Source organism: Limnobaculum xujianqingii, from assembly GCF_013394855.1.
Lineage (GTDB): Bacteria > Pseudomonadota > Gammaproteobacteria > Enterobacterales > Enterobacteriaceae > Limnobaculum > Limnobaculum xujianqingii.
Map to the genome: position 1 here is coordinate 683,513 of NZ_JABMLK010000002.1, position 15,688 is coordinate 699,200.

Annotated in this window: 7 protein-coding genes; 1 reads left to right on the forward strand and 6 read right to left on the reverse strand. The window is 47.3% G+C overall.

Features of this window, described 5'->3' with window-relative positions; all coding sequences use genetic code 11:
* Positions 1-806: 806 nt before the first annotated feature.
* Positions 807-2,906: a 4-alpha-glucanotransferase gene (malQ, locus tag GOL65_RS16990; RefSeq protein ID WP_140918278.1), complete on the reverse strand. Its 2,100-nt coding sequence runs from the start codon at positions 2,904-2,906 to the stop codon at positions 807-809.
* Between the two features lie 10 nt (positions 2,907-2,916).
* The gene (gene malP, locus GOL65_RS16995; RefSeq protein WP_140918277.1) at positions 2,917-5,310 is read right to left on the reverse strand and encodes a maltodextrin phosphorylase; all 2,394 of its coding nucleotides are present in this window, start codon (positions 5,308-5,310) and stop codon (positions 2,917-2,919) included.
* A 378-nt stretch (positions 5,311-5,688) separates the two neighbouring features.
* On the opposite strand from malP, the gene malT reads away from it, so the two are divergent.
* On the forward strand, positions 5,689-8,397 hold the full coding sequence (malT, locus tag GOL65_RS17000; protein ID WP_140918276.1) for an HTH-type transcriptional regulator MalT: 2,709 nt from the start codon (positions 5,689-5,691) through the stop codon (positions 8,395-8,397).
* Positions 8,398-8,665: 268 nt separating this feature from the next.
* Here malT and GOL65_RS17005 read toward each other — a convergent pair whose 3' ends face one another.
* From GOL65_RS17005 to tssA, 4 genes are read right to left on the reverse strand one after another with little or no spacing between them, the layout of a single operon-like run.
* Positions 8,666-9,301, reverse strand: a complete 636-nt coding sequence (locus tag GOL65_RS17005; protein ID WP_179038466.1) for a hypothetical protein — start codon at positions 9,299-9,301, stop codon at positions 8,666-8,668.
* A gap of 39 nt (positions 9,302-9,340) precedes the next feature.
* Positions 9,341-10,702, reverse strand: coding sequence for a VasL domain-containing protein (locus GOL65_RS17010; RefSeq protein WP_140918274.1), 1,362 nt, complete (start codon positions 10,700-10,702; stop codon positions 9,341-9,343).
* Between the two features lie 48 nt (positions 10,703-10,750).
* Positions 10,751-14,290 carry a type VI secretion system membrane subunit TssM gene (tssM, locus tag GOL65_RS17015; protein ID WP_140918273.1) on the reverse strand — a complete coding sequence of 1,180 codons (3,540 nt, stop codon included), beginning with the start codon at positions 14,288-14,290 and terminating at the stop codon, positions 10,751-10,753.
* Positions 14,287-15,687: a type VI secretion system protein TssA gene (gene tssA / locus GOL65_RS17020; RefSeq protein WP_140918272.1), complete on the reverse strand. Its 1,401-nt coding sequence runs from the start codon at positions 15,685-15,687 to the stop codon at positions 14,287-14,289. The genes tssM and tssA overlap by 4 nt, the downstream gene beginning before the upstream one ends.
* Between the last annotated feature and the right edge of the window lies 1 nt (position 15,688).

Here is a 15,688-nt window from a genome sequence, read left to right on the forward strand (position 1 = left end):
GCATGATTAAACTTTGAGTCAGTTTCGCCGCCTTTAGCTCAGCGTTTATTTTGCCAGCGGTGCTTGCGTCGAGCAAAGGGGCGTTGAGGCGAACGCCCCTCTGCACTCCCCGCGCCTGCGCAGCCGACTGTTGACCGCCGCGTTGCGGCGGCAACCTCAGCCAATAAAAAAGTCAACGCACCGGCGCAGAGCCGCTCCAGACGTCGCTGCGCCTCGACCAACATCCATGTTGGTCGTGCTACTTTTTTATTGTCTGAGGCAACATTCGGATGCTTTAACCTGAAGGGCAAAGGGCAAAGGGCAAAGGGCAAAGGGCAAAGGGCAAAGGGCAAAGGGCAAAGGGCAAAGGGCAAAGGGCAAAGGGCAAAGGGCAAAGGGCAAAGGGCAAAGGGCAAAGGGCAAAATATAAAAATTAAATGCCTGAATGAAATATTTGGTTGGCAGTTAGCATTGTCAATCGGAGGGAGAGGCCGCCGTGGGGGGCGACTTGGCGTAAGCCAACGAAGTGCCCGTAGGCGGACTAGGCCCGACGCACTCCAAACTAAAGTACAGACGGTGTTCCGGCCGGGCACAACGGTGATATCCGCAACATTGTTTTTACGGCCGGAATATCCCCAGCGCCAAATCATCCAAAAGCCAATTGTCGGTAAGGCCGACATACACCCGGCTTAAGTACAAACGGTCTTCCGGCCGAGCACAACGGTGATATCCGCAACATTGTTTTTACGGTCGGAATATCCTCAAAACCAATTAAACATAAAGGGCCATCAAATGATGGCCCTTTATGTTCACTATTAGCCCTACGGCTATTTCAATTTCGACTTCCGGCTCGCCGCCAGCAACCTCTTGCTATTCAAATCATTCAACAAACGACGTATCGATGAATCAGCGAACATATTCTCCAGCGAGTCCGTCAGCTTACGACGCCAGTTTGGATATTCCTTATAGGTACCCGGTACGTTCACCGGTTCTGACATATCCAGCAAATCCTCTAACTGAATACCCACCAGAGCACTCTCCGTCAGCGCTAAATACCGCAACAAACCGCGATTAAGCTCCGGAGACATAGGCATATCTTTTACCGTCTTACGCATACTTTTTGGCACACAGTTATAACGATGTAAACTGTTCAGAATACCCTGTTTGGTAAGCTCACGTTCCTGATAGATCTTCGCCAGAGCTAGCGGGTTAGGGTAGAGGCCTAACTGCTTACCCAACGTTAAATCACCACATTGCCAGTAACCTTTCAGCGTTGGCATATCATGGGTGGTTGCTGTTGCCATCGCCTGTGGCAGATAGTTTTCCGGTGGGGTTAACTGATTTTGTTCATCCTGCTCAAAAAACAGAATTTTATAAGAGTACACGCCACAGGTGCTTAATTTACTGACGATATCCTTAGGCACAATCCCTAAATCTTCACCAATCACCATACATTGATGCCGCTGACTTTCCAGCGCCAGAATCGCCAGTAAATCATCTACCGGATAATGTACATAAGCACCGTTTTTAGCGCTTTCTCCCTGAGGGATCCACCACAAACGCAATAATGACATCACATGATCGATACGTAATGCACCGCACTGAGTCATATTGCCACGTAATAAATCAATGAACGGCTGATAGGCACGCTCCACCATTACATGAGGTCTCATTGGTGGTAGCGCCCAGTTTTGCCCCAGCGGACCAAGAATATCCGGTGGCGCACCGACGGAAGCGCTAAAACAATACAGCGAGCGATCTTTCCAGGCATCGGCACTCTCCTGAGCCACACCCACCGCCAGATCGCGATATAAGCCAATCGACATCTTCAACTTACGGGAAAGGCGATAGCACTCACTTAACTGCTGGTGCGCCAGCCACTGTAACCACAGATAGAATGACACTTCAGAAGCATGATCCTGAGCGAACTGACTGACTTCTTTATTCTGACTATCCTGATAGCCGATTGGCCATTGATACCATTGCCATGAATGACCAGCCTGTACCAAATAAACCGACAACGCATCAAAAATTGCCTGATAGCGTAGATCATCACCACCCTGAGCCACAAACTCATTGAATTCCAGCTGAGACTTATCTCTTTCCGGACGGGTAATAAATTGCTGATAAGCTAACTTCAGTGCCGCCAGTTTTAATGACATCACACCGGTGTAGTCAACCCATTCAACTTTACGCAGCTCGGCTAATTTTTTCTGAGTAGCGGCCTGTTGCCACCATTTTTGCGCTTTAGTACTGTGCTGAAAATCCTCCACCTGATTGATATCAATATAGATAATATTCAACCAACGGCGAGAAGAAGGACTATAAGGGCTGCAAAATTCAGGATTGGCAGGATAGAGGGCATGAATAGGATTCAGCCCGACAAAAGCTCCGCCTTGTTTCGCGATACTTTTTAGCAACTGCTGGACATCACCAAAATCACCAATCCCCCAGTTGCGATCGGAGCGTAGGGTATACATCTGAACGCAGGTCCCCCACAGCTTTTGGTGATGGTGAAGGGGGGCAGGCTCATAACAGCGCACTGGTGCTACAATCACCTGACAGTTCCATTGTTGCTGGCCCTGAATCAGCGTTAGCTGATGGTAACCACAGGGCAGATCGGCCGGTAACTTTAACGGTTTACCCTTAGCCACTTTGCCCTGCCGTAATTCTCCCTGTTCTAGTGCAAGCTGCCACTGAGCTTCAAAACTCAGTGGCAAAGAGAACGTGCTGTTTTGCTGTAACACAATAACCGGGGGGAGCGGCTCCCCCTCCTTATTATTTGGCAGGGTGAACTGCATTGCCGATAGCAACTGCTGTTTCACCTCATCACTGATGATTTCTGGTTGGCCATAGGCATTCAGATAGCTATCTGATATGCCTGCGGCCGCTGCCGTTTGTTCCAGGAGTGACTCTTTTTTTTTCATACATACCTGCTTATGCTTTGCGCTGCCAAATACGCTGCTGATAGTCACGGATAGAACGGTCAGAACTGAACATACCAACACGAGCAGTATTCAGAATCGTAGTTCTTGTCCAGAGGTCCCGATCGACAAAGTGTTCGCCCATACGTTTTTGTGCTTCGCAGTAGTCGGCGAAATCAGCCAGAACCAGATAAGGGTCACCGCCGCTGCCCAGACTGTTTAACATCAGATCGAAGGCATGTTTATTGCCCTGAGTGAAGAAACCACTGGAAAGCTCTTTCAGAATCGCATCCAAATGCTTATCTTTTTTACGCCATTTCAGCGGATCATAACCGGAGGCTTTTAAGGCATTAACCTGCTCAACGGTATGGCCGAAAATAAAGATATTTTCGTTGCCAACTTCCTGAGCGATTTCTACGTTAGCACCATCCAGCGTACCAATGGTCAGCGCTCCATTCAGTGCCAGCTTCATATTACCGGTACCTGACGCTTCTTTACCTGCAGTAGAGATCTGTTCCGACACATCAGCGGCAGGAATAATCAGCTCAGCCACCGATACCTTATAGTCAGGAATAAATACCACCTGCAGCTTCTGATTAACCAAAGGATCGTTATTGATCTTCTCAGCGACACAGTTAATGGCGTAAATAATATTTTTTGCCAAGTAATAACCTGGTGCGGCTTTAGCCGCAAACAGAAATACCCGCGGTGGAATATCCAGTGCCGGGTTATCACGCAGTTGACGATAAAGAGAAAGAATATGCAACAGATTAAGGTGCTGACGTTTGTATTCATGCAACCGCTTTATCTGTACGTCAAATATGGCACCAGGGTTAATCACCAAACCGGTAACCTGCTTCACATAACGCGCCAGGTGCAGCTTGTTGTCATCCTTGATTTGTTGATAGCGCTGACGGAAAGCGGCATCACCAATAAACGGTTCCAGCTTTTTCAACTGGTCTAAATCCGTAACCCAACCGGTGCCAATAGAATCATCAATCAGTGATGCCAGTGACGGGTTACACTGTTTTAACCAGCGGCGTGGCGTGATGCCATTGGTGACATTATGGAATTTATTGGGCCATAACTGGTTATATTCGGGGAACAGATCTTTCACCACCAACTCAGAGTGCAGGGCAGCAACACCGTTTACCGCAGAACCCCCAATGACGCACAGGTTACCCATGCGCACCTGACGGTTATGAACCACGCACAGTTTTTCCCATACTGCTTTATCTTTAGGCCAGGTTTTTTCTACCAGTGGCTTAAAGTGAGCATCAATTTGCTTAATGATGGCAAAGTGACGCGGCAGCAGACTTTGCATCAGCGAAGCGCTCCAGCATTCAAGGGCTTCTGGCATCAATGTATGGTTGGTGTAAGCAAAGGTTTTGCTTACGATAGACCAGGCCTTATCCCAACTCATTTGATGCTCGTCCAACAGAATGCGCATCAGTTCAGGAATGGCAATGGTTGGGTGAGTATCATTTAACTGAATAACCTGATAGTCCGCCAGTTGCTCAATTTTATGCCCAGCCAGATGGTGACGGCGCAGAATATCCGCAACAGAACAGGCGCACTGGAAGTATTGCTGCATCAGACGCAGGCGTTTACCCGCAGTATGGTTATCATTTGGATAGAGAACTTTAGTCAACTTCGCCGCTTCAATACCCAGACGTTCGGACTGAAGGAATTTACCATCGTTAAATAGCGTCAGGTCAAAAGGTTCGCTGTGGGTGGATTGCCATAATCTTAAGGTTTGAACCACCCCGTTTTGATAGCCGACCACTGGCAGATCCCAGGCTTCACCTATCAGTGTTAGTGCAGGTTCCCAGCGCTCAACACCTTTTGCATTTTTAACCAGTTTGCCGCCAAAGTTAACATGTACATTTAACGTCTCATTACGGCTGAACCATGGGTAATGCTCTCGCATCCAGTTATCAGGGGACTCATGCTGGTGTCCTTGTTTAAATGACTGGCGGAACAAGCCATATTGATAATTCAGGCCATAGCTGATGGCCGACTGACCAATGGTTGCCATTGAATCCAGAAAACAGGCTGCCAGACGACCCAGCCCACCGTTGCCCAACGCTGGGTCCACTTCTTGCTCCAGTAGATCGGTGAGCTCAACGTTATAGTCGGCCAGCGCAGTTTTTATCTGTTGATACAGCCCGAGGTTAAGCAGGTTATTCCCGGTTAAACGGCCGATCAGAAATTCCATTGAAATATAGTTAACCTGCCGCTGCTGAGTATTTGGCGCGGTAGCCTGCAGCGGTAGTAACTCGTTTAATGTCCGGCTGAGCGCTTGCCACCACTGGTGTTGAGTCATCTGTTGCGCTGATTGCAGACCAAAGCTTCGCCATTGACGGGCCAGACTGTCATGAAACTGCGCGGTATTAAATGTTTGCATAGTAGGTAGGGCCTCTAATTTTGTTAATTATATAGTAGCGCTCATGCTGTCATTGATGCAGGTGGAGAGCATCATCCCGAGGGGGATTAGTTAGGGAGGAGGAGTGGGGCGTAGTTGGGCCATATTCATACGATGATTTTTCTATTCTCAAGGTCAAAATTATCGATTAGGGGGCGGATAAAAATAGAGTATGCGACTAATATCAGACATGCATCAAAACAGAAAGTTGGAACTGTGACGTAAGGCCTTTTCAGGCAACCACAGGTTAGCGTTATATTGTGGTACTGTTAGATGTGTCGGACCGGGCGTGCAAAGTAAATTATTTGTGCTATAACTATTTGTATTTACATGTGTTAATTAAGATTCGAGTCTGATTATATGCTAATTCCATCAAAGCTCAGTCGTCCAGTAAGACAAACTCACGCAGTGATGCGCGATCGTTTAGTTAATAAGTTGTCCAATGCATTTGACTATCGTTTGATATTGGTAACGAGCCCGGCAGGCTATGGAAAAACCACCATGGTCACTCAATGGGCGTCTGAGATGCCTTATCTGGGGTGGTACTCGTTGGACGAAAGCGATAATCAGCCACAACGCTTTGCCAGCTATTTAGTCTCTGCAGTGCAGCAGGCGACCAATGGGCACTGTGAAAAAAGTGAAATTCTCACCCAAAAACACCAGTACACCAGTATTACCGCACTGTTTGCTCAGCTGTTTGTTGAGTTATCTGAGTGGCAGCAACCATTGTATCTGGTCATTGATGACTATCATCTGATCACCAATGACGTTATTCATGATGGAATGCGTTTCTTCTTACAGCATCAGCCAGAAAATCTTACTTTAGTGATCCTGTCGCGCAATCTTCCCGCGTTGGGAATTGCTAAATTACGGGTTCATGGTCAACTGCTGGAGATTGATAGCCAGCACCTGGCATTTACCCATGATGAAGCTAAAGATTTCTTCGACCACCGCCTTGATGCGCCGGTATCGGCAGAAGAGTCCCACCGGTTGTGTGATGAAGTGGCCGGCTGGGCAACGGCATTGCAATTAATTGCGCTTTCTACCCACCAGTCCGGACATTCGGTTAAGCAATCGGCTAAACGCCTGTCAGGGCTTAATATTCGCTATTTATATGATTATCTGGTGGATGAAGTACTTGATCGTACCGATGCAGTAACCCGTTCGTTTTTGCTGCGTTGTTCGGTACTGCGTTCGATGAATGCAGAATTGATAACCTGCATTACCGGAGAAGACCGAAGTCAGACGCGGCTGGAAGAGACCGAACGTCAGGGATTGTTTATTCAGCGTATGGACGATCGGGGAGAGTGGTTTAGTTTTCATCCTTTGTTTGCCAGTTTTTTACGCCAGCGCAGCCAAAATGAACTGGCTCAGGAGCTTCCTGAAATCCATAAGGCGGCAGCCCAAGGGTGGCTGAGCATGGGCTATTCCGGTGAAGCTATTTATCACGCATTGAGTGCCAATAACCTTGAACTGCTGCGGGATATTTTATTACAGCATGCCTGGTCGCTGTTTAATCACGGCGAGCTGGAGCTGCTGGAAGAGTGTATCAACGCGCTGCCTTACGATTATCTGATTGAAAAACCAAAACTTATTTTGCTACAGGCCTGGTTGGCACAGGGCCAACACCGTCATGCGGAAGTTAATCTGTTACTCACTAAAGCGGAAAAAGAGATCGCAGCAAAACAGATTGAGATTGAACCCTGGCTGTATGCAGAATTTGACGTTTTGCGTGCACAAATCGCCATTAATTCTGAAGCACTGGATGAAGCAGAAATGCTGGCGATGACGGCAATTGAAAACCTGGCGCCAGACAGTTACTACGGTCGAATTGTCGCTACTTCGGTAATTGGTGAAGTTATGCACTGTAAGGGTAATCTGACCGAAGCGCTCAGTATGATGCAGCAAACTGAGCAGATGGCCCGTCATTTTGAGATTTACCACTATGCATTATGGGCGTTGTTACAGCAAAGTGAAATTCTGCTGGCTCAGGGCTTCGTACAGGCAGCTTACGAGATACAGGACAAGGCTTTTGCGCTGGTGGAAGAGTTCAATCTGCAACAACTGCCAATGCATGAGTTTTTGTTACGTATACGCGCTCAGCTGTTATGGCAGTGGTCACGTCTTGATGAGGCTGAGCTGGCTACCCGTCAGGGAATGGAGATTTTAGATAATGGCCAACAGCAGTTACAGTGTCTGGCGCTGCTGGCGAAATGCTTTTTAGCCCGAGGTAATCTGGACAATGCCCGTCATTATCTTTATCGCTGTGAAAACCTGTTAAGTAATGCCCAGTACCACAGTGACTGGTTAACCAATGCCGATAAACCGCGGGTGATTTACTGGCAAATGACCGATGATCGGATTGCAGCAGCCAACTGGTTGCATCGAACCCAAAGGCCAACCGGTGCCTATAATCATTTTCAACATGGGCAGTGGCGCAATATTATTCGTGCTCAGCTGTTGTTAGAACTTTATGATGATGCTGAAGTTATTCTGCTGGATATCATCAAGAATGCTCGTCAGTTACAGCTGATCAGTGAGCTGGGCCGTAATTTGATACTCTGCAACATGCTGTACTGGCATAAAGGGCAGAAGGCAGAGGCACAGCAAATGCTGATTGAAGCACTGACGCTGGCCTATCGTACCGGTATTATTAGCAATTTCGTCATTGAAGGCGAAAGCATGGCGCAACAGTTACGCCAGTTATTACAGCTAAATACTTTATCTGAACATAATCAACATCATGCTCAACGTATTCTGCGTGAGCTTAACCAGCACTATCGGCATAAGTTTGCTCATTTTGATGAAAACTTTGTTCATCAACTGCTGAATAATGCTCAAACGCCTGAGCTGATCCGTACCAGTCAGTTAACCCACCGCGAGTGGCAGGTTTTAGGGCTTATCTATTCGGGTTACAGTAATGAGCAAATAGCGGGAGAGCTGGGTGTGGCTTCCACAACCATCAAAACTCATATCCGTAACCTGTATCAGAAAATCGGTGTTACCCACCGTCAGGAAGCCATACAGCAGGCACAGCAACTACTGGAAATGATGGGCTATAACACATAGCTTATTTGATGATAGAAGGGAATATATTGGACTCTGGCGTCTATAAATGAAATAAGAGACTATCTTGACTGAATACAAAATAGTCTCTTTATTTCTGATAGTTAATGCCGGTTGTTTCTGAACTCAGTGGAATCAGCGCCGTATCTTCTCAAAATGAGTCGCAAAGTTTTTTGCCGCCTCAATATAAGACTCTTCCTTAATTTTGATGATCTGATTCAGTTTGGTTTGATCCGACTGGAAAGGAACGCTCATAAATTCACTTTTTGTATTAGGTGGGGGTGTACATCACCCACATGCCATTCTTCACATCAACGCTGGCAAAACGAATGCTATAGCGTAATAGTTTGGTCTCTTTTGGGATTTCTCCACTCTGGTAAGGTAACCAGACTACCTGAATGTTATCTTTATCCGGCATTCCCAGCTCAAGGGTTCCCCAGTAGACAATGATCTTGTCCTGTCGGGCTTTAGCGGAGGCCAGACGTAAAGAGCGAATATAGTTAGGCTGTGGTGCCTCTTCCTGCTCTTCATTTTTTCTGGCAACAGGAGAACGCTGTTTCGATGGTGACAACCCGGAATAGACGGAAACGCTGAAGTAATTCATCATTTCCTGCTGCATAACCGCATCCGGTACGGTAGCACCGGATTGCACTAATACAATTTGTGCCCGACTGGGTATCAGGAAGCTGCTCTTGCTGGCTTCTCTAACCGCCTGTTGAATATCGTGCTCAGTGATTTCCACAAAAGGGTCGATATATAACACTTCCTGTTCTGTCAGCCCATTTTTGATGGTTAAACCGGCGGCTCTGGATTTAAAATCCGGGCTGGATGAACAACCGGAAAGGGCTACAGACAGTAGTAGCAGTGGCAGGAAGCCTCCTGAACCAAAATATTTATTTAACCGCATGGCGTTGTCCTTTTATGCGTAAAACAGCAATCGGGCTGATTAACGTTTTTCTTTGAGTAATTGGTGATACTGGCTTAATAAACTGTTTAACCGCTGTTCTAACAGCTGGTTTTTTTCCGGCGCTAACTGTTCAGCTTCAACCAGCTGCCTTAGCACTTCTTCAACCGGTTCCTGCTCACTAAGCTGACGCTGAATAACGGTAAGGGAGTTCTTCAACTGAGAGTAGGCCAGAGGATTGCGTTGTGATTCCGCCTGATTGAGTTGGCGGATAAGTGCAGCAATTCTCTTTTGTGCCTGAGCATAATTGTCATTTAGCGGAGTTTGATTACGCTGGGTATTGAGAAATTGCTCCCATTGCTGTTTGACCGCAGTGGCTTTTTTGGAGTCCGGCCACAGCTGCACCATCAATGCACTCAGGTTGTCGCCATAATATCGGCTGGCCAACGGAGACTGACCGGTGAGAATGGTTAGTTGTTCCTGATAAGCCGTTAAATCAGGCTGTAGGCGATAAAATGGTTCAGTTTGTAGCTGATTGGCATATTGAATAATTTCCTGCTGGGGTAACGGTGAGAACAGATGCGTTTCCATCAGGCGCGGTGATTGCTGATTGCCATATATAAAGCCAATAAATGCTGCACTGGCAAGCAAAACACCAATAACAAAACCGTGCCAGGCTTTAACTCTCGGAGGCGGTGGTGAGAACGGCAGGTTAACCGATACTGGTGGTTGAGTTTGGTGAACAGGAGCCTGATGGATATGGACCGGCACCTGAGGCTGTTCAGGTTTGGCTACCACTTCGGCTACTTCAGCTACCGGTTTAGTTTCCGGTTTTGGTGTGGTCTCCTGAGGTAACAGTGCCTGTTTTCGATCTTGTCTGAGTTGGTCGACCGCTCGTTTTTCTAACGTTTCACGCGTGTTAATCACAAACTTGTACAGCTCAATAACTTTGGACTCTTTTTTTAACTGTCGTGACTGCAATACTTCGGCAATACGTTTTAGCGGTTGCTCTAACTGCAACAACAGAGGAATATCCGCCGCTTTAAATTTGTAGTTGCGGATATCCAGGCCAATACGATTATTCAGCCAGTCCAGCATTTCTATGCGGGCAGTTTCGCTTTCTGGCCAGAGCGTATCCCAATAGCGTTCAATCAGTTCTGCGATCAGGGTACAACCATCGCTAAAACCGGTCAGGCCTGCAAGCCGGGTCTCTGCCAGCGTGGCGTAGCAGGCGGTTTGCAGGTCGATACCATTTTTGCTGAATAAATCTGATGACAGGGTTTTAATCAGTTCAAAATCAACCTCAGAAGCCGCCGGGTTGCTGAGTTTATTAACTTCATTGCGTATCTCTGTAAATTCCAGGTAATTACGCGGGTCGCCCCCGGCATGGAAATCCCTGTGCATAAACGAACCTCCCAAAAGGGCCGGACGTCAGGTCCGGCCATACTGCACTTAATACAAGGTATCTGGTAAGTTGAACTGGCTAAATAGCCCACCGGCAAACGGATTATCCGATTCATCAATAAACACGCGATAGATGATGTAGCCGTTGTCGATGTCGTAGCGCACATCAAACGAGTTATTACTGACGTTGGTTAACTTGCCGGAGTTAATCATGCGTAGCAGTCCCCAGGCGCTGGTATAGCTCAGGGTCTTATTACTGCGTTCACCACCCACCAGAGTTAACTTACTTTCAACGTTATCCCGCATCGAGTTCGGCCAAATCAGACGCACAGGAATGCTGCTGGAATGGCGGTATTCCACTAACTGACCGTCCAGATTCAGAATGCCACGACGACGGTTGCCTGACATGTTGATCGGCTGAATAGAGAACTGAATGCCTAATCCATTCTGCTTCTTAAAGAAAGTTCGACGGATCTTCTCGGCGATTTCCAACTGACGCAGAATATTTGGATGAATCAGGGATTTATCTGACTCATTCATGCTCCATTCATTATCAATAAACACCTTCAGGTTTTGCTGATAGAAGGAGTCCAGGGTTCCACCGTAGCCAAAGAAGCGTTCAAATTCGCTTAACGGTACGTCCAGTTTAGCGCCCGGTGAGAATGGATAGCGCTGGGCCAGACCCTGACGATATGGGGTGACTACTTTGTCATTCCATTCAACTTCAAGAGAACGGATGGCTTCAATCATGATCACGTTCCAGACTTCCGTTGCCAGTTCGTTAACCCAACGGCCCAGCGGCTCCGGCAGGGATTTGGATAATTGCTGTGCTTCGAAAATTGGATCGCTATTGTTGTTACTTAACCGTAACTGAACTGCCTGTAGCGCAGATTTTCCCGGTGACGGTGAGTTCTGAATAGCCATCAGATAGCGGTGTAAATCGGTTAGCTTCAGGCTAACGTTGCCTAACGCACTGATTTGATCTTTATCTTCAATAGTAACGCTGTTCTCTTTGGTAAACTGGTGGCTGAGATAGTTAAGCAGTTTGTAATCTCGTCCTTGTCCGGTCGCTGTGGTATTAAGTAACTTGGAACCATCCCCCAGCACCGAGTCTTTAGGATTAGTATTTTCCCGCAGTAAATCCATGATGCGTTTGAACACATATTCACCGCTGGTGATCTGCTCCAGCCCGGCAATCGCATCCGGAATATCGGCAAACTTGCGGATATGAATATTGTTATAGGCATTGTGCCAGGTAGTGATGTAATCGTTCAGATACAGTGAAGTGATCTGCTTTTGTATCTCTTCCCGATCGGCTTTGCTGTAGTTCACATCCTGAGTGATATCCAGTACCCAACTATCCAGTGAGGTATAGTTAATTAATGACTCATCCTGAAGTACAAAAAAGTTGGTCAGGCCTGTGCGAGTCAACAGCTGTGGAACCTTGAGTAAGGCTTCATTATCAGCAACAAAGATGGAATCAAAGCTGGCACCCACCTGGTTTCTGATATTTAAATCATTTGGCAGCGCGGTTTTAGCTTGTCCATGTAGCCCCTGATAAACCCGACGATAGATGGAAAGGCGGCGTAAATCTACCTGTGCATCTTTGATGCTTTGGTCATAAGGAAGATAGCTCTCAATAGCCAGGCGATTCTTATTCATTCGCTCGGCTTTCCAGTCGATATGGTCCAGCGCATAGGAAAGATGCTGTTCAAGCTGAATCTGAATATCGTTTTGGCCTTTAAAAGCGGTACTCCAGCGGTCAATCATATAGTTCATGACGGCGGTTTTATCCCGACCGGTTTCATCTTCAATCATGCGCATAATACGTAAGATACGAAGCTTATTGTCGCTACCTTCTTTCTCTTTCAGCAGTTGTTGTTCCAGACCATTCATAATGGCTGGCAGGAAGCGCTGCATCAGTAAATTGAGATAGGTGGATTCCACATAAGGGCCGATTTTGTTGCCCTGATACAGTCCCATATCTGAAAGCACACTGCGCTTGCTGTAGTCACCATAAGCGAATGTCGCCTGACTAACCGGATTAAGCAGGGGCAGTTGCAAGGCTCCCAGATAATCTTTTTGGTCAGGCAATTCGATTTCTACATATTGCTTAGCATTGGCAAGAACTTCGTCACCGGCTTTATGATTGTAAGAGTAGAAGTACTGCCAGCCAGCAAGGAAAATTACCGCAATACCTGCGGCGCTGGCCCCCCAACGATACAAACGCTTACGGGTATCATTGCGATACTGTTCGTTTTTACCCGCCAGTTGAGTTTCCTCAAACAACAGGTTGTTTAACAGTTCGTGGGTAAAATAGGGGTGAGAAAGCTGGCTTTGCCAACTTGGATAGATCTGCTCCGGCAGGTTGTATTGTGATGCTGCCGATTTAACAAACAGATCCTCCATTTGTCCCTTTTGTTGTGAAGAGGTCAGATAAAGCCCGCGCAACAGGAACTGGTTGTGTTCTGAAGAGAACAGACCATGATCGATCAGTTCCTGCACATAGTCCTTGATACCGTTAATCTGGCGAATAAAGGTAAACAGCTGGCTACGCTGGCTCACGTCAACGTTATTCAGCATCATGCCAGGCATGGCACTGTTGAGCTGATGGAGCCACTGTTGCCAGAAGTTGTTGAGTGTTTTTTTCCAGTCGGACTCATCGATAGGGAAGGTAATGCCTAAGATCTCTTCCCGCTGTTTTTTGTCCAGCGCCTGATACATGGCACCAAAGCCATACAGCAAGTCAAACTTGGTTAATACGATATACACAGGCAGGCTGGTATGCAGCGTACTGGAAACCTCATTTAAACGCGCTTTTAGCGCTGCAATGTAATTTTCTCGTTCTATTTTGTTAAAGGTACAGAATTGGTAGAGGTCAACCGTCAGGATAATGCCGCTGAGCGGCTGTACCGGTCTGACTTCAACTAACCATGACAGCACATTCTTCCACAATTTCTCATACAGAGTGGGTAAGGCATGGTCGGTGGGTTGCTCCAGTAATACGCCATCGGCTTCAACAATTACAGCCTGATTATTGAGCCAGCAATGTACCAACTGTTCGTTTTCTGGTGCATACAGTTCATTAAGCTTACAGCCCTCTTTCAGGAAGGTGGTTTTACCGGAGCCGCGATTACCAATCACCAGATACCAGGGTAATTTATATTCCGCGTTCTTTACCGCCAGTTGCTTTTGTAGATTGACCATCCAGCGGTTGAGATAACGCTGCTGAACGCTCACTTCCATTTCAACCGGATCTTTCACTTCGCGTTTGGTCTGCTTTTGCTGCATACGCAACCGACGGTTGGAGAGCTCCAGATGTAGCACCGCCCATATCATGGCGCTGAGAATAGTAATTAAAGTAATCAACCAGCGGCGAACGGACGGGGAAAACGGCTTAGCCCCCAAAATTTCAAAGTCATCACCGTAGGTCCACATCCAGAACATTGCCAGCAGCCATATCGCTACCACAATAAAAATGCGTTTGCTTTTAATGGCAGAGCCACCGGGTAGCTTCGAGAGTTTGGATGCACCGGGAAGCTTTGGAAGTTTTGGCAGCCGGGGTTTGAATATTGATGGCAACTTCATGATGACTCCTTGTTACCTAAGGTCTCTTTTAATTCGTTACAGTTATCAAAGAACGAGGGTTCCCATTCCTGAGCGGATAGCTGAGTTGTCCTGTGGATTAAATTTTCCAGCTGGTGTCTGGCGATTTTGTGACAGCCCGCCTGTTTGAGCAGTTGAATGGTGCTGAGCTGGCTATAAGAGAGTGAACGAGGTTCGTTACCGGCAGCCTGCTCTAGACTATCCAGTGCGGCCTGTAGCCCTTCACTGTCAAACAATGCCAGCGCTTGTTCATACTCTTCATTGGTTGCCTGACGGCTCTCTTTTTGGCTAAACCACTTTTGAGTTTTCTCATTCATAAAGGGTGCGCCATTAGAGAAGCACAGGGACTGACAGTCAGGAAAACGTTCGAGAAAATACTTTAATTCGTTGCGAATCACATCCGCGATGCCCGAATGACCTAACTTGTCGGCAATGCGTGCTGACAGATAATGACCGTCAAACCAGTAAGGAGAGTAAGCGATGGTATTTTCCACTTTGGCCCACAGGGCATAGTTGGCCTGACTAAATTCCCGATCGAACTCGCTGATTTTTTCTGCCGGTAATGGTGGTACGGTAGTGACATGGTTGCCTGCCGCCGGTGGCACCGAAGCATTAAACCAAATGGCATGGCGTCGCAACTGAAAACAGAGCGGGGTGCTGAACGATCTCTCTGCTTCGATTTCGGCAATTTTAAGCAGGGTTTTACTCCAGGCGCGCTCAGAAGAGTCATCCAGATGAACATGAGGCAGTGGTTTGGGCGCGGCTGCTGGTTGTGTCTGTGGCGCCGAAACAGCAGCACTCTGACTAACCGGCGCAGGGCTGGCGGTTTGAGCCGCAGGCAGCTCGGTAATAGACGATCTGGCATAGCTGACAATCAATTTATCCAGTTCTTCACAGAGCGCCGAATCGGTTTGCCATAACTGTTTGAGACGAACAAACTCTTTAGTGGATTGTTCACGCTCTTCCTCAATAGCGGCAGTGCAGAAAGCCTCTTTTGCATTACTGAAACGTTGAATAATCATTTGGGCAATGCGCCGCTTATTTTTTTGCGGTGCAGCGATATCCCAATAGGCTTCAACATAGTCAGCCAACAGAGCAATGGCCAGCAAAATACTGGCCGGACGTTCGCTGCGTTGCAGGGTATTGGCCAGATGAGCCAATAGGCGAAAGTCTTTGGTTTCTTCAGCGAATAAATTGAGTATACGATCCTGAACGTCGGCGATATTGACGGTTTCATGGCTAATAGTGCCCAACTTAGCCATTTCAGAGTCAATATATTCCCAGTCGCTGTTATTTGACGCGATGGCCAGTTCCTGCAGCGCTGGTGGTAGCGGCTTAAGCAGTAAATCGCGCCAGGGATGTTGTGCAATAAATTCCATC